This window comes from Micromonospora sp. NPDC000316 (genome assembly GCF_042898885.1).
Lineage (GTDB): Bacteria > Actinomycetota > Actinomycetes > Mycobacteriales > Micromonosporaceae > Micromonospora.
Genome location: NZ_JBIAZG010000007.1, coordinates 227,638 through 247,254, shown reverse-complemented (window position 1 = coordinate 247,254; position 19,617 = coordinate 227,638). Strand labels below are relative to the sequence as shown.

Genomic DNA, 19,617 nt, shown 5'->3' with positions numbered 1-19,617 from the left:
GGAGGATCTTGGCGGGCTGTCCCGCACGTGTCAAGGGGTGAACGAAAGATTTCGGCAGTGTGAAGTCGCTGAGTAATGCGCATTAGCCACCACAGGTTGGCGGTGCCCCGACGTCCCGGGCCGGGCGTGGGGCCGACTCTTGACAGACCCGCCGCCTGTCACGCAATATTCGAGAAACATAGATGCTAATACGTATTAGCTCGACGGCGTCAGTGGATGCCCGCCGATCGATGTCCCCTGTGTTCTTACTGAACGTGACACCGCGCCGTCTGTGCCGCCGAACCGATCGATCGATCGACCGACCGAAGAGGAAGCCGCCGCATGACGAGAACCTCCGCCCCGTCGTCCCGACGCGCCGTCCTGGCGGCCGCCAGTGCCGGCCTGCTCGTCGCCGCCGTGGCCGGCGCCCGGCCGGCAGCAGCCGAACCTCAGCTCGACTTCCCCCAGTTCACCTACCAGGGCACCGCGTTCGACAAGGCCGACCTCGCCTACAACCCGACGGACGAGTTCATCTTCCCGAGTGTCATCCGGGCCGCCGACTACTTCCCCAACCCGCTCGGCACCTACTACCTGTACTACGCGCCGCACGAGCGCCCCGGCGGGATCGCCCTCGCGTACTCCGACTCGATCAACGGCCCCTGGACGGAATACGACGCCAACCCCCTGATCAGCAACACCTGGCTGCCGCACTACGCGACGGTCAGCCACATCTCCTCGCCGCACGCGGTGTGGATCGAGGGCGAGGGCAAGCTCTTCCTCTACTTCCACGGCGAGAACTCCATCACCCGGTACGCGACGTCCGACGACGGCATCCACTTCAGCTACGGCGGGACGGCGGTCAGCCGCAACGACTCGACAGGTGGCGAGACCTCCTACGCCCGGGTCTTCGAGCAGTCCGTGCCCCGTCTGGGCACCCGGTACCTGATGGTCTTCATGGACAATCCGACCGCTGCCCTGCCAGGACCGACCGGGCCGGTGTCACGACGGATCCGCTGGGCGGTCTCCAACGACGCGCGGACCTGGGCCATGCAACCCGAACCGATCGTGACCCCGCAGGGCATCGAAGGGCCGAACGCCTCGGGACCGTTCTTCCTGCGCTGGAACGACCGCAACCTGGTGATCTACCACGCCGCCGACGGCAACATGCACGCGGTGGATGTCGGGCAGGACTTCGACCAGGAGACCCACCTCGGCGTCGTACACGACTCGATGACCTCGGCGCCCGACCTCGGCCGATCGGCGGCGCCGACGTTCTACTTCGACGGGCGAACCGCGCACATGTACTACGAAGCCGGCGGCCGGCTCACCGCGACCATCGGACACGCCACCGCCACCCTGACAAAGCCATTGCCGGTACGGCAGCTCGACTGTGCGGCGGACCGACCGGTCCTGTGGCCACCGAACCACAAGCTCGTCGACGTCGACCTCACGGTGGACCTGCACGACGGTGTGCTCGGCCCGAACGCGTTCACCCTGACCAGCGTGACCGGAGGCGACGCCACGGACGTCAGTGGCTTCACCGTCGGCACGCCGGACACGAGCGGCAAGCTACGGGCCGAACGCGCCGGGGGCGGTGGAGACCGGGTGTACCACCTCACGTATGCCGGACACGACGAGATCGGACGGCCGGTCGGCTGCACCGTCACCGTCACCGTTCCACACGACCAGGGCGGCAAGTGATGGACCGCCCTCAGTGAATGGTGGAGCGAGCCGCCCGCGTACCGACTGACCGTCGTGCCTCCGAATAGGCTGCGGCCATGAGTGGTGTGCGCGACACGCTGAACCCCCTCCGCCAGCTCACGATCGACCAGCTCCGGCGACGCACGAGCCTCAAGTGGCGGGAGTACCCCGACGACGTGCTTCCGCTCTGGGTGGCGGAGATGGACGTGCCGCTGGCCGAGCCTGTCGCGCGGGCGATCACCGACGCCGTCACGCGTGGCGACACCGGCTACACCGCCGGTACGGCGTACCCGCAGGCGCTGGCCGAGTTCGCCCGGCGGCGGTGGGGTTGGGACGGGCTGGCCGTGGAGCGCACCGCGCTCGTGCCCGACGTGATGCACGGTGTCGTCGAGGTGCTGCGGCTGGTCACCGATCCGGGGGACGCGGTGGTCGTCAACTGCCCGGTCTACCCGCCGTTCTACGAGTTCGTGGCGCACGCCGGCCGCCGGATCGTGGAGTCGCCGCTCGGTGCGGACCTCCGGATCGACCTCGGCGCGTTGGACGACGCGTTCGGGCAGGCCCGGGCCGGTGGGCGGCCGGCGGCATACCTGCTGTGCAGCCCGCACAACCCCACAGGCGTCCTGCACACCGCTGACGAGTTGGCCGCCGTCGCCAATCTGGCCCAGCGGCACGGGGTGCGGGTGGTCGCCGACGAGATCCACGCGCCGGTGGTGGCCGGGGGAGCGGGGTTCGTGCCGTACCTCTCGGTGCCTGGCGCGGAGAACGGCCTGTCGTTGATGTCGGCCTCCAAGGGGTGGAACCTGGCCGGTCTGCGGGGTGGGCTCCTCATCGCCGGTCCGGACGCGGCCGGGGATCTCGCCCGCGTTCCGTTCGGGGTGAGCGTCAGCACCAGCCACCTCGGCGTGATCGCCCACTCCGCAGCCTTCCGTGACGGTGGCGATTGGCTCGACGACCTGTTGACCGGCCTGGACGACAACCGTCGGCTCCTCGCCGCGCTGCTCGCCGAGCACCTGCCGGCCGTCCGTTACCAGCCCGGACAGGCCACCTATCTCGCCTGGCTCGACTGCCGCGCCCTGGACCTCGGCGACGATCCCGCCGCCGTCTTCCTCGACCGTGGACGGGTCGCGCTCAACTCCGGCTCGGCCTTCGGCACCGGCGGTGCCGGCCACGTCCGGCTGAATCTGGCCACCGCCCCAGAGTTGATCACCGAGGCCGTACGACGGATGGCCACCGCCGTCGACTGAACCGCCACGTCAGCCAATGACTTTGGTCGATCCCTTGACACCCCAGATGGGGTCGCTAACACTTGTCCGCAACACGCCTGTAACGAGAAAATCCGCTATCCCTGGCCGCTCAGGGGTCGCGGTCCTGTTAGCGCTCACACAAGCGTTCGCCGCACCGCCCTCGCTAGCTGATCCGTAGGCCCTGCGCGAAGGAGAGACCCATGTCGCGTGTCCTCGCCCGGCTCTGTGCGGTGTCGGTCGCCGCGTGCCTGCTCTTCACCACCTGGTCGGCCGCGACCCCGAAGGAGGCGGCCGCGCTCGACCCGACCGTCGGCTACCTGATGGCGCACTTCACCGGCGAGTCCTCGACCGCGCAGCAGATCCACCTCGCCCATAGCACCGACGGTCTCCGCTGGACGGATCTCAACAACGGCGGGCTCGTGCTGCGCTCCACCCTCGGCACCCGCGGCGTCCGCGACCCCGCACTGGTCCGCTCGCCCGCCGGTGACAGGTACTGGATCATCGCCACGGACCTGTGCATCGGCTGCGGTCAGGACTGGTCGACCGCGATCAACAACGGCAGCCGCAGCCTTGTGGTGTGGGAGTCCACCGACCTGGTCAACTGGTCGACGCCGTGGCTGCTGAACGTCGCCGGCCCGATTCCGGACGGCCGCAACGCCTGGGCGCCGGAGGCGATCTGGAACCCGGCGACCGGCGACTACGTCCTCTACTGGGCGACGAACGTCCCGCTCAACGGGGCGACCAAGCACCGCATCTACTACGCGCGCACCGCGGACTTCCGCACCATCACCACACCGCAGGTGTACGTCAACAGGCCCGGCAACCAGGAGATCATCGACACCCAGATCGTCGAGGTGCCGGCCGGTGTCGGCGCCTACCGCTATGTGCGGGCCTCCCGGGATGCCCAGATCACCATCGAAGGCAGCAACTCCCTCCTCGGCACCTGGACACCCCTCGGGGACCTGTCCGGCGTCGGGCTGACCGGCTCCCAGGTCGAGGGCCCGATGTGGATGAAGTTCAACACCCGCAACGAATGGGTTCTCTACCTCGACCAGTACGCCACCGGGCGCGGCTACCTGCCCGTCCTGAGCACCAACCCGTCGAGCCCGGGCAGCTACCGGCTGCCGGCGTCCGGCTCGTACGCCATGGGCGGCACCAAGAAACGGCACGGCTCGATCCTCAACCTGACCGCCGCCGAACAGAGTCGGGTCCTCGCCCGCTGGCCCGCCACCGCGGTCAGCCGGATCCAGTCGTACAACTTCCAGGACCGGTACGTGCGGCACGCCGACTACGACGCCCGCATCGACCCGAATGTCAGCCCCGCCCAGGACGGTCAGTGGCGACTGGTGCCCGGTCTGGCCGGCTCCGGCACGCTCTCCCTCCAGTCGGTCAACTACCCCGGCTACTACCTGCGCCACTACGGGTTCGACTTCCGGTTGGAAGCGAACGACGGCACCGCCACCTTCGCCGCGGACGCGACCTTCCGGCAGGTTGCCGGCCTCGCCAACTCCTCGTGGACGTCGTTCCAGTCCTACAGCCACCCGGACCGCTACATCAGGCACTACAACTACCTGCTCCGGCTCGATCCGGTCTCCGACGCGCAGAGCCGCGCCGACGCCACCTTCCGCGTGACCAGTTGACCTCCGACCGAGCCCTTCCACACCGATTGGACGTGTCATGACCCGGATCACGTCGCCGCGGCGACTGCTGACCGCCCTGGTAGCCGCGCTTACCGCGCTTGTCGGTGTCGTCGTCATCGTGGCGTCGCCGGCCACTGCCGCCACCAACCAGTTCCGGGGCATGAACTGGGCCGTGTTGGGTGACAACTTCAGCACCGGTCCGCTCGTCGTGCAGGGCCTGAGCTCGTCCGACAGCAACGCCACGGTGCGGGCCAAGGCCAATGCCCTCTACGACGACATGGCCTCCACCATGGGGGTCAACACCGTCCGGCTGCCCATCAACACCCACACGGTGGGGACGGCGTGGTGGGACGCCTACCGGGGTGCCATCGACGCCGCCACCGCCCGCGGATTCAAGGTCATCCTGGCCTATTGGGAGGACGGCGCCGCCTCCGGCGGCAGGATCACGAACCTCGCCGCGTGGAACGCGATGTGGTCCACCGTGACCAACACGTACGGCTCGAACACAAACGTCTACTTCGAACCGATGAACGAGCCGCACGGCTACAGCTCGGCGGAGTGGCGCAACGTCGCGGCCAACTGGCTCAGCTACCACTACTCGGCGGTGCCGGGCCGGGTGCTCATCGGCGGCACCGGCTTCAGCCAGGACCTGCGGGACATCTGCAACGACAGCCGCTTCAACTCGACGTTGCTTTCGTTCCACTACTACGCCTTCTTCTACGGCGCGATGACCTACGACGCCTTCCGAAGCCACATTCAGACCCGCCTCGGCAACTGCGCCTCCCGCGCGGTCGCCACCGAGTTCGGCGCGCCCATGAACGACGGCCGCAACTACGCCGACGCCGGCAGCACCGACAATTTCGTGCGTTACATCCGCGCCATGGCCCAGGTCATGCGCGACAACCAGATGGGCGGCACCTACTGGCCCGCCCTCGGTGGCAAGCCTGGCAGCATCGGTTATGACTGGTACTCGATGTTCTCCCTCAGTGGCAGCGGCACCAACCTCAACCTGGACGTCCGCAACACCTCCGGCGCCGACCAGATCCGGTATGCGTGGGGTGACGCAATCGGTGGCGGCCCCACGACGCCTCCGCCCACGACGGGAACGTTCTACCGGATCACCGTGCGGCACAGCGGCAAGGCAATGGACGTCCAATCACCCAACACCGACAACGGTGCGCGCGTCGGCCAGTACACGTACGGGGGCAACGCGTGGCAGCAGTGGCAGTTCCAGGACGCCGGCGGCGGCTACTGGCGCCTGATCAGTCGGCACAGCGGAAAGTGCCTTGATGTGGTGAGCGCATCAACCGCCGACGGTGCCGAACTCGTGCAGTACACCTGCGGCACCGGCACCAACCAGCAGTTCCAGATGGTCGCCAACGGCAGCTACTTCCAGCTCCGGGCACGACACAGCGGCAAGTGCGTGGATGTGCCGGCCGCGTCGACTGCAGAGGGCGTGATTCTCAAGCAGTATTCGTGCAACACCGGCACCAACCAGCAGTGGTCGCGCACGGCCGTCTGACGATCGCGTGGTTCCGGCCGTGGGCCGCCGCGTCGTCGCCAGAGCCGGCGCGCCTACGGTTTGCGAGCGAGGAGCCCGACGAAGGTGTGGTAGGTGTCGGTCTGGTCCGGAGCGGGCGTGCCCGGCTCCGGACGCCACTCGGCCAGCGGCACCAGGCCCGGCTCCAGCACCGTCAGCCCGTCGGTGAAGGAGAGGATCTCCTCGTCGGTGCGCCAGCGGCCGGTGCCCAGCGACTCGTTGAAGACGCGCTCGACCTCGCGGGCCTTGCGGGAGCCCTCCGGGTCTCGCTCACCCGGGTCACGGAAGTGCGAGATCGCCACGTAACTGCCGGACGGCAGCGCGTCGATCAACGCCGCCGCCACCGCTCGCGGATCCTCGTCGTCACCGAGGTGGTGCAGGATCGCGAAGAGCAACAACCCGACCGGCCTGTCGAAATCGAGGAACCGGCGTACGTCAGGATGGTTGAGGATCTCGTGCGGTGCCCGGATGTCGGCTTGGATCACCGTCGCGGTGCCCTCCCTGGCGAGCAGGGCCCGCCCGTGGGTCAACACGATCGGATCATTGTCCACGTACACCACTTGGGCTGTCGGGTTGTGCTCGGTGGCGACCTCGTGCACGTTGCCCTGGGTGGGCAGCCCCGATCCGATGTCGAGGAACTGGTCGATGCCGGCCTCGGTGACGAGGTAACGAATAACCCGACGCAGAAAGGCCCGGTTGGCCTGGCCGGCTGCCGGCCCGTCCGGTGTGATCCGCAGGGCGTGCTCGGCGACCTTTCGGTCGACCTCGAAGTTGTCCTTGCCGCCCAGGAAGAAGTCGTAGACCCGGGCCACGCTTGGAACATTCGGGTCGATGCCGGGGGGTGCCGCCTTGTCGCGGGTCACAGGCGTCTCCATTCGATTCGGATCAGCACCCGCTGACGTCTGCGGGCGGTGCCGGGGTTGCGGCGAGTGTAGCGATCGAAAGGGCGGGATTTCGCCCCGCCTGGTACCGCTCCCAGCGGATCGCCCGTCACCAGGGCTTTCGTCGACCGACACGCCGAAAGGGACGTCGACCGGCGCGATCGGGCGCGGCGTCTGCCGCCTGTCTTAACCGCCCTGAGTCATCGGTAACGGGTGGTGATCACACAACTATTTTTCCGGACCGTGCAACTCCTGGGGCGGGCGGTTCCGTTCTACCTCCGTCACAGGGAGGCAATCGACGTGAAAGCCGAAGACGAGCAGGCATTCCGCGAGTTCGTGACGTCAGAGATGACGTCGCTGCGCAAACTCGCGTACGTGACCTGCGGCGACTGGCACACGGCAGAAGACGCCGTGGCCAACGCGCTCATCAAGCTCTACCCCCGCTGGCGGAAGCTGGACCGGCCCGATCTCTACGTCAAGACCATGGTCTACCGGGCCGCGATCGACGAGACCCGTCGGCCCTGGCGGCGTGAACGGTCGGTTGGCGACGCCATACCGGAGGTCACAGGCGGGGACCCGGTCAGTGCGGCCGACGAGCGGATGCGCCTGCGGGCGGCGCTCGACGCCGTGCCGGCCCGGCAGAGGGCAGCGGTGGTGCTGCGGCACTACCTGGGTCTGAGCCTGGAGGACACAGCCGGAGTCCTGAACTGCACGGTGGGCACGGCCAAGAGTCAGGTCTCGCGCGGCCTGGCGAAGCTGCGTGAGTCGCTTGCCGGCGAGCGCATCAATCTCAACGGGATGCCGATGGAGGAGTGGACAAATGCAGTTGCATGATGTGGTGGACGCCGTGGCCGGCGACGGGCCGCCAATGGCCCGTACCGTCGACGACATCGTCGTGGCGGGCCGGCGGGCCGAGCGGCGCCGTCTGGCCGGGTTCGCGTCGGCCGGCGCGGCCGGTCTCGTCGTGGTCGCGGTCGCCGGCGCGTTCCTGCTGCCGACTCTGGCCGCCGAGCAGGGCACCCCGGTCACCCCGGCCCCGGCCGGTGCGGCGGCGTCCGGGTCCGGCGCGGTCGCGTGGGCCGACGCCGCGCCGTTCACCTTCACCTTCAAGGGGTACGACGCCGGCGCGCTGCACGTGCAGGATCCGATCGTGACGTCCACGGCGTACCAGATCGCCTCTGTCTACTCGGACGGCCACACCTCCAACGACAAGCCCGTCACCACCGAGGAGGCCAAGGCTCAGGGCAGCACCCTCGAGCAGAAGAAGAGGGCCAGCGGTGGGAAGCCGAGCCTGTGGGCGTACCTGACCGTCTACCGGCCGGGCGCCTTCGACCCCGCCGGGATCAAGGACGGCAGGAACGTCACGGTGGCCGGGCGCAAGGCCGTGCAGGCGACACTGCCGACAGGCCTCGACCCGCAGAAGTCGCCGGATCTGGGCAACAAGCTGTTTGCCTGGGAGTACGCCGACAACGCCTGGGCGGCCGTGACGTCGGTCTCCAGCGACGACGCCACCCCGACCTTCGACGACCTGGGTGGCCTGGTCGAAGGCCTGAAGCCCAGCCAGCCGGCGCCGGCCCTGGTGCCGTTCACGGTGGGCTACGTGCCGACCGGCTACGTGCCGCTGCAGACCGGCACGCACGCCCTGCCCGGGCTCAGCGGCATCGCCACGGCCCGCGCCGGTGACTACGGCGGCGCCACGTACACCAAGCCCGCGGCACCCACCTCGGGCCTGACCGCACCGTACGACCAGGTCGAGGGCGCCATCAAGAACGGGTTCCACATCTTCGTCACCCCGAGCGCCAACTCGAACCAGTCGCCGGAGCCCGGCACGACGAAGTGCCACAACGCGTCCGACCGGGGCGTCGGCGACGGCGGCGGTCCCGAGGACGGCGGCTTCTGCAACGTCTGGAGCGCCGACGGAAAGGTCGTCGTCCAGGTCAGCACCAGTGGCCTCGGCAACGGCCTGCCGCAGTCCGAGCTGGAGAAGATCGCCAAGGGGATCACTGTCGCCGACGTCAACAACGTGTCGACCTGGACCCCTGCGGCGGACGCCCTCCAACCGTAACGACCAGCACCGGCCCGGTGGCGCTCGACCTTCGGTCAGCTCCGGGACGGGCACACCATGGGCATGGGCAACTGCCGGCGGTTTCGGCAGTTGCCCATGCCCGTATGAGGGGATGTGCCGGCTCGTCCACTACCGTCGGGTGGTGGCGGTCAGGGCGGCGGGAGCGTTTCGTCGGACCCCGATCGAGCGATCAGACCAGCGGGTCGCATGGGACCGGGCGGACCAGGCCTTCTTCGCCGCCGGAGCGTGTCACATCCTCGCCTGGGCCTGCCGAGAGTCCTATCCCGACAGGTCCATCGAGATAGCCGCGGTACGCCGCCCGGGCGAGCGACAGGTCCTGCACACATACGCGGTCTGGGATGGCTGGGCCTTCGACCACTCAGGCTGGAACCCGGAGCAGCGACTGCTGGCCGTCAACACAGACTTTGAAGGCCACGCGCTGGAGCGCTTCAAGATCGCAGAAAGTCTCGCTGAGTTCTGCGAGAAGCACCACCACCGCATGCCGAACCAGTACTGGCATGACCCGCGCCCCCGTGCTCGCGACTACGTCGGCCGATACGCCCCGCCCTGGGCATAGCTCCGTACCGGGCGGTTGGCCGGTCTCATGCTGGAGATTGCCGGGAGTCGAGCCGGGCAACCCTGCGTGCCCCGGCCGTACGTCGGTAGCTCGCGTCGAGCAACTCGTTGACTTCGTCCCAGTCGGTGTCCGCGGTCAGGTCCACCCCGATCCACCCGTAGGGGCCGAGGTAGGCCGGCACGAAGCAGCGGTCCTCGTCCAACAGCGCCGTTCGCTCGTCGGGGTCAACGAGCACGAGCAGCGAATGTTCATGCTGCTGGTAGACGCCGTCGACTTTCACCGATCCTCCGTAGTACGCGAAGACCTTTGTGGTGAAGAAGGTGGGACGTCCGTGGGAGATCTTCTCGGCCGCGTCGGGGAACGCCAGGGCGAGCGTGCGCAGCCGGTTCAGGAGTGGATCTGCTTCGTCGAACATCATGAGGTGCGGCATCCCGGAAGGTAAGCACACGGCGGGCCTGGCGGCGGTAGCCGGTGCTCGGCGGAGCTGGACTGGGATACTGCCGCGACGGTCGGATGATCTCCTACTCGAGTTCGAGTTTCGGTACGGGAAGTCGATCGCTGCCGAGGGAGAAGAGGCGACGTAGCTGCAGGCGAAGTTGTTCGATCTCGTGGTTGTCGAGGTGGAGCCTGACCTGGTACATCGCGGAGCGTGTTCCCCAGGTCCGGGCCGCGCCGTCGGTCAGCCGTAGGCGTAGCACCCGCCGGGTCAGCTGGAGCGCGACCAGCCCTTGCACGACCGGTACGTGGTGCTCGGTGACCAGGCAGTATCCGTCGTCGTCGCCGGGGTCGTAGTCGTCGTGGGCGGGGTCGAATGCCTGGAGCTCCAGGCTGCGGGGCTGGTCGTCGAGGTCACGGCCGGCCAGAGCAACGCACAGGACGCTGCCTTCGTCGCGGATCACCAGTTCCGACGCGGTGAAGCCATTGCGGGTCCGGCGCAAGAGCGCCGCGGCGAGCCGGCGTATCGGCCCGGGTGCTTCACCTGGGCCGTAAGGCCGGCCGCTGTCGAACGTGATGTGGCGCTGGACGTGTTCGACAGCCAGCTCCGGCATGCTGTAGTTCAGCTCGGTGACGCCGCCCGGCCCGACGAACCGTAGGGCCACGTCGCCGGCCACGTTCGGGCCGTGCTGCTGCCACCAGCCGGCCAACGGCGCCGCGAGGACCGACAGATCACCGAGTTCGTCAGCGGTGAACCGCACGACGTCACCGATGCGGTCGATCTCGATACCGTTGGCAGTGGAGGCCCTGGCAAGGGACGTCAGCATTCCCTCCGGGTCCACTGTCTGACCACGGACGACAAGGCTTACCCCGAATCCCACCGGCACGCGAGGAAGCGTAGACGCCGGTCGCGTAGCGCACATCAGCCCAGGACTGATGGCACTCTCATCGGCGGGTCTCGAAGAGGTTCACAGCGACGTTCCCGAGGCCCGAGGTGATCATGCGCTTGACACCTCGACGAGGCCTTCGTCGAGGTGGCGACCGGCCAGCTATGCTCCTGGTGGCGCTGGTTCGCCTGGTCGTGACCGGCTGGGCGTCGTAAGAGGGAACCCGGTGGAAGTCCGGGGCTGCCCCGCAGCGGTGAGTGGGAACGACCGCCGTCATCAGCACTGGGCTACGGCCTGGGAAGCGACGGCCAGTAGGGGACCGGCGCGACCGGTCAGGCCCGCGAGTCCGAAGACCTGCCCGCGCCGCGTACACAACCGTGTGCGCTGCCGTCGGCCTCGCGGGTGGGCTGAGCGGGTGACGTGCCGCGTGACGTGCGGCGGTGCGTGCTCGTCAGCGTGTGTCCGCGGTTTCGGTGGTGTGGTTTCCCGAGGGACGGACTGCCGCTGTGTATGACACCACCACGATCGACGGCCGGGCGCCGTCGGCGTCGCACCTGACCCTGTCGCAGATCATGGACCAGCATCACACGAACCTGATGGGTACGGTGCACGGTGGCCGGATCCTCAATCTCATCGACTCGGTGGCTGGGGTGGTCGCCGCCCGTCATTCCGACGGCCCGGCGGTGACCGCCGCGATCGACGAGACCGCGTTTCTGCGGGCGGTGCGGGTCGGTGACGTCGTGCACGTCGATGCCCGGATCACCTGGGCTGGGCGCAGCTCGATGGAGGTGGCCGTCAAGGTGACCGCCGACCGGTGGGACCGGGCGGTGCCGCCCACCGATGTGGCCACCGCCCACCTGGTCATGGTCGCCGTCGACGACGACGGCCAGCCGCGTACGGTGCCGCCGCTGTTGCCGGAGACCGACGGTGACCGGCGGCGGTACCGGGAGGCGGAGATCCGCCGCGAGCACCGGCTGGCCCTGCGGCGGGCGCTGCTCGACGGCGCCGAGGACCGTTGAGACGTGCTCGGGTCTGCTGGCCGGATGGCCGACGGCCGGCGGCGACGGCCGGCATTGACGACGCTGGCCGCGTCGCTGTCGCGGGGTGGACGTGGCTCGGTCGCGCCTGGTAGGCAGGCGAGTGTGCGCATCGTTTCGCTGTTGCCTGCGGCCACGGACATCGTGGCCATGCTCGGCCTGACCGGGCACCTGGTCGGCCGTACCCACGAGTGTGACTGGCCGCCGGGGATCCTGGCCGACATCCCGGCGGTGACGGCGACGTCTTTGCCGGAGGCTTTGACGAGCCGGGAGATCTCGGCGTCGATCGCCGGCGACCCGCACCGAGGTTCGTCGTTGTACCAGCTCGATGTGGCAATGCTGGATGACCTGAAGCCGGATCTGATCCTCACTCAGGATCTGTGCGACGTGTGTGCGGTCTCCTACGAGCGGGTCAATGACGCGGTTCGCCTGATCGACCTCGACACCAGGGTGGTGTCCCTGGAGGCGAGGACCATCGGCGGGATCCTGGACACGGTCGATGCCGTGGCCGCGCTTACCGGCACCGAAGGCAGGGCAGCGGAGATCCGAGCCGACAGCGAGCGTCGCCTCGCCGCACTGCCGGGGTCGGTGACCGGCGCGCCGACTGTGTTGTTCGTCGAGTGGCTCGACCCGTTGATGCCCGGCGGGCACTGGGTGCCGGAGCAGATCACCTATGCGGGCGGGCGGTCTCTGCTGCTCGGGCCCGGAGCGCACAGCACCCCGTACCGGTGGTCGGTGGTCGCGGACCTGGCTCCCGATGTGGTGGTGTTCGGGCCGTGTGGGTTCACGCCCGAGCGGACGTTCGACGAGGTGTCCGTGGCGGCCGCGCAACCCGGCTGGGCGGCCCTGCCTGCGGTCCGTCAGGGGCAGGTGTGGGTGGTCGACGGGCCCGCCTACTTCAACAGGCCCGGCCCCAGGGTCGTCGACGGCGCGGAGATCCTCGCCGCCATCCTCGCTGGCCGCCCGGACTCCCGCGCTCGGAGGGTTCCCGTCGACGCAGGCTGACACCGCCGTCCGAGTGGCCGACATCGGCGGCGACGAGGCGGGGCAGGGCTTGTTCGACGTCCGCGCCTTCGTAGCTGACGGATGGGCGACGCAGCGGAAGCCGTACGGCTGGCGTACGACAGCCTGGACGGAGGGTCGCGGCTGTCGGCCCGGTCCTGCCGTACCTCGCACCGGAGATGTTGGAATCATTGTTGTGGTGATGGCATGCAGTTTCGGGTGTTAGGTCCGCCGGAGGTCCTCCGGGACGGGCGAGTGGTGCCCGTCGGAGGGCCGAAGCAGCAGGCTCTGCTGGCCCTCTTCCTGCTGCGACCCAACCGGTTCGTCGCCGCCGACTGGCTGGTCGAGGCGCTGTGGGACGGCCGGCCACCAGCCAGCGCCCACATGACGCTGCGCACGTACGTCGCCGGGTTGCGTCGGGTCGTGGAGCCCGAGCGGTCCCATCGCGAGCCGGCGCGGATCCTGCGGAGCCGCCCGAGAGGGTACGAGCTGCGGGTGAAAGCCGAGGCCATCGACGCGTTCCGGTTCGGCAGCCTGGTGGACCGGGCGGCGGATGCGTTCGCGGCCGGGGAGCCGGCGGCCGCCGAGGGCTGCTATGCCGAGGCGTTGGCGTTGTGGCGGGGCGAGCCGCTGGCGGGCGTCGCCGAGCTGGCGGCGGTGCGCCCGGAGGTGACACGGCTGGCCGAGCTGCGGCTGAGCGCCGAGGAGGGGCGTTTGACCGCAGCCGTCGTGGCCGGCCGGCACGCGTCGGAGCTGGCGGAACTGCGCCGGTTCGTGTCGGCGAACCCGCTGCGCGAGGGAGCTCGGGCGCAGTTGATGTTGGCGCTGTACCGGTCCGGCCGGCAGACGGAGGCGCTGGCGGCCTTCGACGAGGGGCGCCGGATCCTGGCCAGCGAGTACGGGCTCGACCCCGGGGAACAGATCCGGGCGGTGCACCGGCTGATCCTGGAGCAGATCGAACCAGCGGAGCCCGGCAGCCCGGCGACCGTCGGTCCGGACGTCGTGCGGGGCGGGCCGCGCTCGGAGGAGGACGCGGCCACACCGTCCGGGCGGGATCCGGTCGTCGGCGTACCGCCGGCCGAGGGTGCGGACCCGCTTGTGGGTCGTGGCGCGGAGCTGGAGCGGCTGCGGGAATCGCTCGACGCGGCAACCCGGCACGGCGGGCGGGTGCTGGCTCTGGTGGGGGAGGCCGGCATCGGCAAGTCGAGCCTTGCCACGGCACTCGGCGGGCTGGCCGCCGCGAACGGCGTCCCCGTGGTCTGGGGCCGCTGTCCCGATGTCGGCCAGGCGCCGCCGTTCTGGCTGTGGAGCCAGGTGGTACGCGCGCTCGTGGCGATGCCGGAGGCCAGCGCCACGGGCTCGGCGAGCCGGCTCGGCGGGTTCGCCGCGGGGTCGCTGCCGGGCCCGGCAGACGGTGGCGGGCTCGACCCGACCGCGCGCTTCCAGGTGTACGAGGCGGTGTCGGAACTGGTGCACGCGGTGGCCCGGCGGTGCGGCCTGCTTGTCGTGCTGGACGACCTGCACGCCGCCGACCCGGACTCGCTGCTGTTGCTGCGGTTCCTCTCCGCCGATCTGTCGGCGGCGCGGGCACTCGTGGTGGCCACCCTTCGGCCGTACGACCATGACCCGGCAGTGGTGGCGACCGTCGCCGAGCTGGCTCGCGGTCGGGGGTTCGGTCAGCTCCGGCTCGCCGGGCTGGACGCGTCCTCGGTCGCCGACCTCGTCCGGGACCGGACCGGGGTGGCACCGCCGGAGCCCGTCGTGGCTCGACTCGTCGCCCGTACCGGCGGAAATCCGTTCTTCATCACCGAGCTGCTCCGGTCCCGGACGGACCCGGCCGCCGCCGGGGAGCTGCCGCCGAGCATCCGCGACACCGTACGGCTGCGGCTCGGCGGGTTGCCCGATCCCGCCCGGCGCTGCCTCGACCTGCTCAGCGTGGCCGGACACGACCTGGACCTCCACGTGATGGCGGCGGCGCTGGACACCACGGCCCCGGCGGTGGCCGAGGGGCTCGCCCCCGCCTACACGGCCGCACTTGTGACCGAGGCCGGACCGGGCGCGGTCACCTTCCGCCATCCGCTCATCGCCGAGGTCACCTACGCCGAACTGGTCCCGCCGCACCGGGCCGCACTGCATGCCCGGCTGGCAGTGGTCTACGAGCGGGTCGCGGATGTCGCACCTGCCGAGTTGGCCCACCACTACGGTCAGGCGATCGGTCTCGGCCACGGTGACGACCACCTGCGGTGGTCGCTGCTCGCCGCCGACGACGCGACCCGGCGGGTCGCCTACGAGGACGCACTCGGTCACCTCGAACGTGCCGCGCACCGGCTGGCCCCGGCCGCGCAGGTCTCGCCCGACGCGGCGTCGACCGAACTGACAGTCCAGTTGCACCGCGCGTCGCTGTTGCAGATGACTGTCGGTGTCGGCAGCGACGCGGTCGACCAGGTCTGCGCCCGTGCCCGTGAGCTGCTGGCGCTCGTCGGGCCCGAAGTGGACATCCGGCACGCGCTCTGGGCGCTTGGCGAGTTGGCCGCCAACCGGGCCGAGTTCGCGATCTGCGCGGACCTCGCCGGGCGCCTGGCGCGGGCCGAGGACGACGGCAGCCGGCTGACCGTCGTTGCCGGCGAGTACCTGCTCGGCGCGGTCGGCTACTTCACCGGCCAGCCGGCCGACGCCGAACGACGGCTCACCGCCGCGATCGACCGGCTGGGAACTGTCGATCGCGGGCTGCTGCGCCGGGAGGTCGGCCGGCGGCCGGTCCTGGGCTGCCACAACTTCCGGGCATTGGTCCGCTCGGTACGCGGCAACCCCTCCGGCGCCTGGGCGGACATCGCCGATGCCGAGGCACTCGCCGAGGAGCTGGACGACCCGTACGGCCGGGCGAACGCGGCGCTGTACGCCGCCTGGCTGGCGATGCAGGAACACGACGTCGCGGCGGCCGACGCCGCAGGGCGGCGGTGCCGGAACATCGGTAGGGCCACCGGCCTGCCGCACATGATGGCGACTGGCGCGTTCTTCAAGGAGTGGGCTGCCGCGCGCGGCGGGGAGCACGGCCGGCTGGAAGCGATGCGCGCCGCCGGTGACGAGATCTACCGTCCCGGACTGCGGTCCACCCGGACGATCACGCTCTGCGCGGTCGCCGAGGCGTACCTGACCGCCGGGCGCACGGAGACCGCGGCGAGGCTGGCCGGGGAGGCGCTGGCCGTGGCCGACCAGGTGGGCGAGCGGGTGTTCGTCGCGGAACTGCACCGCATCCGTGGCGTCGCGCGCCGCGACCGCACGGAGTGGGACATCGGGGCCCGGATCGCCGCCGAGCAGGGCGCCGGGCTGTTGCTGCCCCGGTTCGCCGCCGAGGACGCCTTCTGACCGTGTGGTAGAGCCCGCCTCCACGCCCTCTCCACAACTTTCCTACGCCTAGCTGGTGCCCTGGTTCACGTCGGGGAGGACGGCCGGAGCCGTCCCCACAGGAACGTGTTCCGAGAGGGCACCGCCATGCGTCCAGTTCAGCCGCCGGTTCACCACCCGGTCCAGGAGATCGACGTGGCCGTCATCGGCTGCGGGCCGGTCGGTGCGCTCACCGCCAACCTGCTCGGCGCTCGCGGCGTCACCACACTTGTCGTGGAGCGGAGCGAGGCCCCGCACGGCCAGCCGCGGGCGTTCTCCTGCGACGACGAGGCGCTACGCATCTACCAGCAGGCCGACCTGCTCGACGAGGTACGCGATGAGACGATCGCTCCGCCGCTCGTCGAGTACGTCAACCGTGTGGGCCGGGTCTTCGCCCGGATGGCGTTGTCCGAGACGGACTTCGGGTACGGGCACGCACCGCTTCGCTTCTTCGACCAGCCACGGCTGGAACGGACGCTGCGGACCGGGCTGGACCGCTTCCCGCACGTCCAGCTCTCGCTCGGCACCGAACTGGTAGGCCTCGAGCAGGACCGGGACGGGGTGACAGTGCTCCTGTCCGACGTGGCAACCGGTGCACGGCGGGCAGTGCGCGCCAGGTACGTGCTCGGCTGCGACGGCGCCCGCAGCGCCACCCGAGCCGCCGTCCGGATCCCGTTGGGCGGGACGAGCTACGACGAGCCGTGGCTGGCGATCTCCGGCGACGTGCCGCCCGACGGCGTCCGGGTCCGGGACACCAGGTTCGTCTGCGACTGGCAGCGCCCGGCGTTCGTGTCTCCCGGCGCGTCCGGCAGCTACCGGCTGGAGTTCATGCTGCGGCCGGGGGAGACCGAAGACGACATGCGGCGTCCGGAGATGATCGCCGCGCTCGTCTCGCCGTACGTCGACCCGGACCGGTTCGACGTCACCCGCGCGGTGGTCTACAGCTTCCACCACCTCATCGCCGAGCGCTGGCGTGAGGGAAGGGTGTTCCTGGTGGGCGACGCGGCTCACCAGATGCCGCCGTTCATGGGGCAGGGACTGTGCAGCGGTCTGCGCGACGCGGCGAACCTGTCGTGGAAGCTGTCTCTGGTGCTGTCCGGCGCGGCCGACGCCGCCGTGCTGGACACGTACGAGACCGAGCGGCGCCCGCACACCGTGGAGATGGCGCAGACGAGCGTCCGGCTGGGACGCGTCTTCCTGGCCCGCAGCCGGTCCACCGCCTGGATGCGGGACACCGTGCTCCGGGCCGTCCAGACGATCCCCCGGGTACGGCGGTTCCTGGAACGGTTCGAGTTCAAGCCGGTGCCGGCGTACCGGCGGGGTCTCATGGCCGGCGGCCGGCGCGACGGCGTGGTGGGGACGATGTTTCCCCAGCCGCGGATCCTTCTCCCGGGATCGTCCGGTGGACGCCTGCTCGACGAGGCGCTCGGCGACGGCTTCGCCGTGCTCGGCCTGGCCACTGAGGGCGGTTCGCTCGGAGCGCGGTGGCGAGGGCTGCCGGTGCGGTTCGTCGCCGTCCACCCGGCCGGCACCCCGGTGGCTGACCTGCCGGACCGGTCCGGGGACGGCCAGCCCGACCGGGTCGATGTCGTCGACGTCGACGGTGTGCTCGGCGAGTGGCTCCGGCGCCACGGCGCCGACCTGGTGGTGCTGCGGCCGGACCGGTTCGTGTTCGCCCTGTCGGCGACCGTCGGGATCGAGCGGGTCGGACGGGATCTGTCGGCCGCCCTCCGCGTGCCGTCGCACCGGCCGGACGGGTCCCTGCGACAGGCGAGCGGGCAGGCCTCATGACCGGGCGCGACCACCTGCCCCCGCCGAGGTCCAGGTCAGTACCGGACCTGCACTCCCATCTTGCGCCAGGTGCGCGGGCCGACCACGCCGTCGGCGGCGAGGCCCTGCATCTTCTGGTACCAGCGCACCCCGGCCTCGGTCCGGGCGCCGAACTTCCCGTCCGCCTTGCCGCACTGCCGCTCGCCGATGAACCGCTGGACGAAGCCGACGTCGTCGCCCGTCGCGTCCCGGCGCAGCGTACGGCTACCGGGCGTCCGTCGCGGCTGAGCCGGCGGCTTGCTCTGCGGCTTCGCGGGCGTGGCCGGCTTGGGGGGAGTCGACGGCTTCGCCGGGGTCGGCTTGGACGCCGCGCGGAGGGCCGCCACGGTCTTCGGCCCGACCAGGCCGTCGACCGTGAGCTTCTTCGCCTTCTGGAAGCCGCGTACCCACGCCTCGGTCCGACTGCCGAAATCGCCGTCCACGGTGAGTGGCGGCTTCGCCCCGAGCGTGTTCGCCAGGGTCTGGAGTTCGCGGACGTCACCGCCCGTGGAACCTTTGCGCAGCACCCGTTCGCCGAGTTTCAGCGCCACTGTCGGTGCGGCGGTGGCGATGCCCCAGGCCCGGCGGCTGTTCTCCAGGTCGGGGGAGTGGCTGACGCTGACGTGCAGGTGCTTGGTGTGCGGGTTCGACCCGGTGTACCGCGACGGCGCGAACCCTCGGGTGCGGCTCCAGATCGTCCGGTCGAAGATCACGTACTGGGTGGACGGGTGGGCGATGGCCCGGCGCACCACCAGTTGCGGATCAATGCCGTCCCGGTCGACGTCAAGCGCGTTGACGGAATTGTCCTGGTCGGGGTTGTGGTCGGATTTCGTGGCCTGGTGGGCGGTGTCGCCGATCCAGCCGTCCGAGGCGCGATCCCGGTTCGGCCAGCGGGCGTTGATCTCATTTCGCAGGCACACAAGCACCGGGGCGAGCCGGACCGGCGGGCGCATGCCCGGAGGTTCCTCGCCGTCGTCGCCCGGCTCACCCCCGCCCGGGTCGGTGCCCGGGTCGTCGGCTGGGTCGTCGGCCGGCCCGAGGTCGTACTCGACCTCCTCGCCGATCAGGCTGCCCGGGTCGTCGTCCTCGTGGTGGTGGGTGACATCGAGCTGGTCGATGTCGGGTGCGTCGTTCATGTCGTCCTCCCAGGGATGTGGATGCCGGCGCCGCGTCGCGGGAGACGAGCCATCCCGGCACCGGCTCCGACCAGGCTGTGTTCTTCGAATGTCCGTCCACAAGGGAGAGTCGGGTTCCTTGCAGCAGGAGGGCCGGACAGGTTGAGGAGCAGGCATCCGATCGGTAGATGGGCCGCCCGCGAAAGGCCCCTGGTTGTCAAACGAAGGGTTACGAGTTGAGCGGCAATCGAGCGATGTTACTCATTGGTCACCCGGCGTTGACTGAACGCGATAGACGGCGACGAGCTTGGGATCGGTGGC

General features: G+C 70.1%; 15 protein-coding genes and 1 riboswitch. Of the genes, 11 read left to right on the top strand and 4 right to left on the bottom strand.

The features are described 5' to 3' along the window. The first annotated feature begins 321 nt into the window (after positions 1 to 321). From ACFY2Q_RS17460 to ACFY2Q_RS17445, 4 genes are all read left to right on the top strand, one after another. Positions 322 to 1,680, top strand: a complete 1,359-nt coding sequence (locus ACFY2Q_RS17460) for a hypothetical protein (RefSeq protein WP_387131266.1) — start codon at positions 322 to 324, stop codon at positions 1,678 to 1,680. 77 nt (positions 1,681 to 1,757) lie between these two features. Beyond that, positions 1,758 to 2,924 (top strand): MalY/PatB family protein, encoded by a 1,167-nt coding sequence (locus ACFY2Q_RS17455; protein ID WP_387131264.1) that lies wholly within the window; start codon positions 1,758 to 1,760, stop codon positions 2,922 to 2,924. A gap of 200 nt (positions 2,925 to 3,124) precedes the next feature. Next, positions 3,125 to 4,564, top strand: coding sequence for a glycoside hydrolase family 43 protein (locus ACFY2Q_RS17450; RefSeq protein WP_387131262.1), 1,440 nt, complete (start codon positions 3,125 to 3,127; stop codon positions 4,562 to 4,564). A gap of 37 nt (positions 4,565 to 4,601) precedes the next feature. Continuing rightward, a complete protein-coding gene (locus tag ACFY2Q_RS17445) occupies positions 4,602 to 6,086 on the top strand; it encodes an RICIN domain-containing protein (protein ID WP_387131261.1) in 1,485 nt (494 codons plus the stop codon). A gap of 53 nt (positions 6,087 to 6,139) precedes the next feature. On the opposite strand, the gene ACFY2Q_RS17440 is transcribed toward ACFY2Q_RS17445, so the two are convergent. Further along, positions 6,140 to 6,967 carry an SAM-dependent methyltransferase gene (locus ACFY2Q_RS17440; RefSeq protein ID WP_387131259.1) on the bottom strand — a complete coding sequence of 276 codons (828 nt, stop codon included), beginning with the start codon at positions 6,965 to 6,967 and terminating at the stop codon, positions 6,140 to 6,142. Between the two features lie 318 nt (positions 6,968 to 7,285). Between ACFY2Q_RS17440 and ACFY2Q_RS17435 the strand changes: the two genes are divergently transcribed. From ACFY2Q_RS17435 to ACFY2Q_RS17425, 3 genes are all read left to right on the top strand, one after another. Next, complete coding sequence (locus ACFY2Q_RS17435; protein WP_387131258.1) at positions 7,286 to 7,819, top strand: SigE family RNA polymerase sigma factor; 534 nt, start codon at positions 7,286 to 7,288, stop codon at positions 7,817 to 7,819. Further along, positions 7,806 to 9,050 carry a hypothetical protein gene (locus ACFY2Q_RS17430; RefSeq protein WP_387131256.1) on the top strand — a complete coding sequence of 415 codons (1,245 nt, stop codon included), beginning with the start codon at positions 7,806 to 7,808 and terminating at the stop codon, positions 9,048 to 9,050. The genes ACFY2Q_RS17435 and ACFY2Q_RS17430 overlap by 14 nt, the downstream gene beginning before the upstream one ends. A 142-nt stretch (positions 9,051 to 9,192) precedes the next feature. Beyond that, positions 9,193 to 9,627 (top strand): hypothetical protein, encoded by a 435-nt coding sequence (locus ACFY2Q_RS17425; protein WP_387131254.1) that lies wholly within the window; start codon positions 9,193 to 9,195, stop codon positions 9,625 to 9,627. Between the two features lie 25 nt (positions 9,628 to 9,652). Here ACFY2Q_RS17425 and ACFY2Q_RS17420 read toward each other — a convergent pair whose 3' ends face one another. Both ACFY2Q_RS17420 and ACFY2Q_RS17415 read right to left on the bottom strand, forming a co-directional pair. Continuing rightward, the gene (locus ACFY2Q_RS17420; RefSeq protein ID WP_387131252.1) at positions 9,653 to 10,057 is read right to left on the bottom strand and encodes an MmcQ/YjbR family DNA-binding protein; all 405 of its coding nucleotides are present in this window, start codon (positions 10,055 to 10,057) and stop codon (positions 9,653 to 9,655) included. Between the two features lie 91 nt (positions 10,058 to 10,148). Further along, a complete protein-coding gene (locus ACFY2Q_RS17415; protein WP_387131251.1) occupies positions 10,149 to 10,949 on the bottom strand; it encodes a hypothetical protein in 801 nt (266 codons plus the stop codon). 163 nt (positions 10,950 to 11,112) lie between these two features. Then, positions 11,113 to 11,326: riboswitch (cobalamin riboswitch) on the top strand. Between the two features lie 195 nt (positions 11,327 to 11,521). Here ACFY2Q_RS17415 and ACFY2Q_RS17410 point away from each other — a divergent pair. From ACFY2Q_RS17410 to ACFY2Q_RS17395, 4 genes are all read left to right on the top strand, one after another. Continuing rightward, positions 11,522 to 11,968 (top strand): acyl-CoA thioesterase, encoded by a 447-nt coding sequence (locus tag ACFY2Q_RS17410; protein ID WP_387131300.1) that lies wholly within the window; start codon positions 11,522 to 11,524, stop codon positions 11,966 to 11,968. Positions 11,969 to 12,109: 141 nt separating this feature from the next. Beyond that, positions 12,110 to 12,991, top strand: a complete 882-nt coding sequence (locus ACFY2Q_RS17405) for an ABC transporter substrate-binding protein (RefSeq protein ID WP_387131249.1) — start codon at positions 12,110 to 12,112, stop codon at positions 12,989 to 12,991. 204 nt (positions 12,992 to 13,195) lie between these two features. Beyond that, the gene (locus tag ACFY2Q_RS17400; protein WP_387131248.1) at positions 13,196 to 16,354 is read left to right on the top strand and encodes a BTAD domain-containing putative transcriptional regulator; all 3,159 of its coding nucleotides are present in this window, start codon (positions 13,196 to 13,198) and stop codon (positions 16,352 to 16,354) included. A 126-nt stretch (positions 16,355 to 16,480) separates the two neighbouring features. Beyond that, positions 16,481 to 18,163 (top strand): bifunctional 3-(3-hydroxy-phenyl)propionate/3-hydroxycinnamic acid hydroxylase, encoded by a 1,683-nt coding sequence (locus ACFY2Q_RS17395; RefSeq protein WP_387131245.1) that lies wholly within the window; start codon positions 16,481 to 16,483, stop codon positions 18,161 to 18,163. 35 nt (positions 18,164 to 18,198) lie between these two features. Here ACFY2Q_RS17395 and ACFY2Q_RS17390 read toward each other — a convergent pair whose 3' ends face one another. Then, positions 18,199 to 19,317: a peptidoglycan-binding protein gene (locus tag ACFY2Q_RS17390; RefSeq protein WP_387131243.1), complete on the bottom strand. Its 1,119-nt coding sequence runs from the start codon at positions 19,315 to 19,317 to the stop codon at positions 18,199 to 18,201. Positions 19,318 to 19,617 lie beyond the last annotated feature (300 nt).

What these genes read in the sequence shown, in the direction of transcription:
- ACFY2Q_RS17460 (WP_387131266.1), top strand. Translation starts at nt 322, where the DNA reads ATGACGAGAACCTCCGCCCCGTCGTCCCGACGCGCCGTCCTGGCGGCC.
- ACFY2Q_RS17455 (WP_387131264.1), top strand. Translation starts at nt 1,758, where the DNA reads ATGAGTGGTGTGCGCGACACGCTGAACCCCCTCCGCCAGCTCACGATC.
- ACFY2Q_RS17450 (WP_387131262.1), top strand. Translation starts at nt 3,125, where the DNA reads ATGTCGCGTGTCCTCGCCCGGCTCTGTGCGGTGTCGGTCGCCGCGTGC.
- ACFY2Q_RS17445 (WP_387131261.1), top strand. Translation starts at nt 4,602, where the DNA reads ATGACCCGGATCACGTCGCCGCGGCGACTGCTGACCGCCCTGGTAGCC.
- ACFY2Q_RS17430 (WP_387131256.1), top strand. Translation starts at nt 7,806, where the DNA reads ATGCAGTTGCATGATGTGGTGGACGCCGTGGCCGGCGACGGGCCGCCA.
- ACFY2Q_RS17420 (WP_387131252.1), bottom strand. Translation starts at nt 10,057, where the DNA reads ATGCCGCACCTCATGATGTTCGACGAAGCAGATCCACTCCTGAACCGG.
- ACFY2Q_RS17410 (WP_387131300.1), top strand. Translation starts at nt 11,522, where the DNA reads ATGGACCAGCATCACACGAACCTGATGGGTACGGTGCACGGTGGCCGG.
- ACFY2Q_RS17400 (WP_387131248.1), top strand. Translation starts at nt 13,196, where the DNA reads ATGCAGTTTCGGGTGTTAGGTCCGCCGGAGGTCCTCCGGGACGGGCGA.
- ACFY2Q_RS17395 (WP_387131245.1), top strand. Translation starts at nt 16,481, where the DNA reads ATGCGTCCAGTTCAGCCGCCGGTTCACCACCCGGTCCAGGAGATCGAC.
- ACFY2Q_RS17390 (WP_387131243.1), bottom strand. Translation starts at nt 19,317, where the DNA reads ATGAACGACGCACCCGACATCGACCAGCTCGATGTCACCCACCACCAC.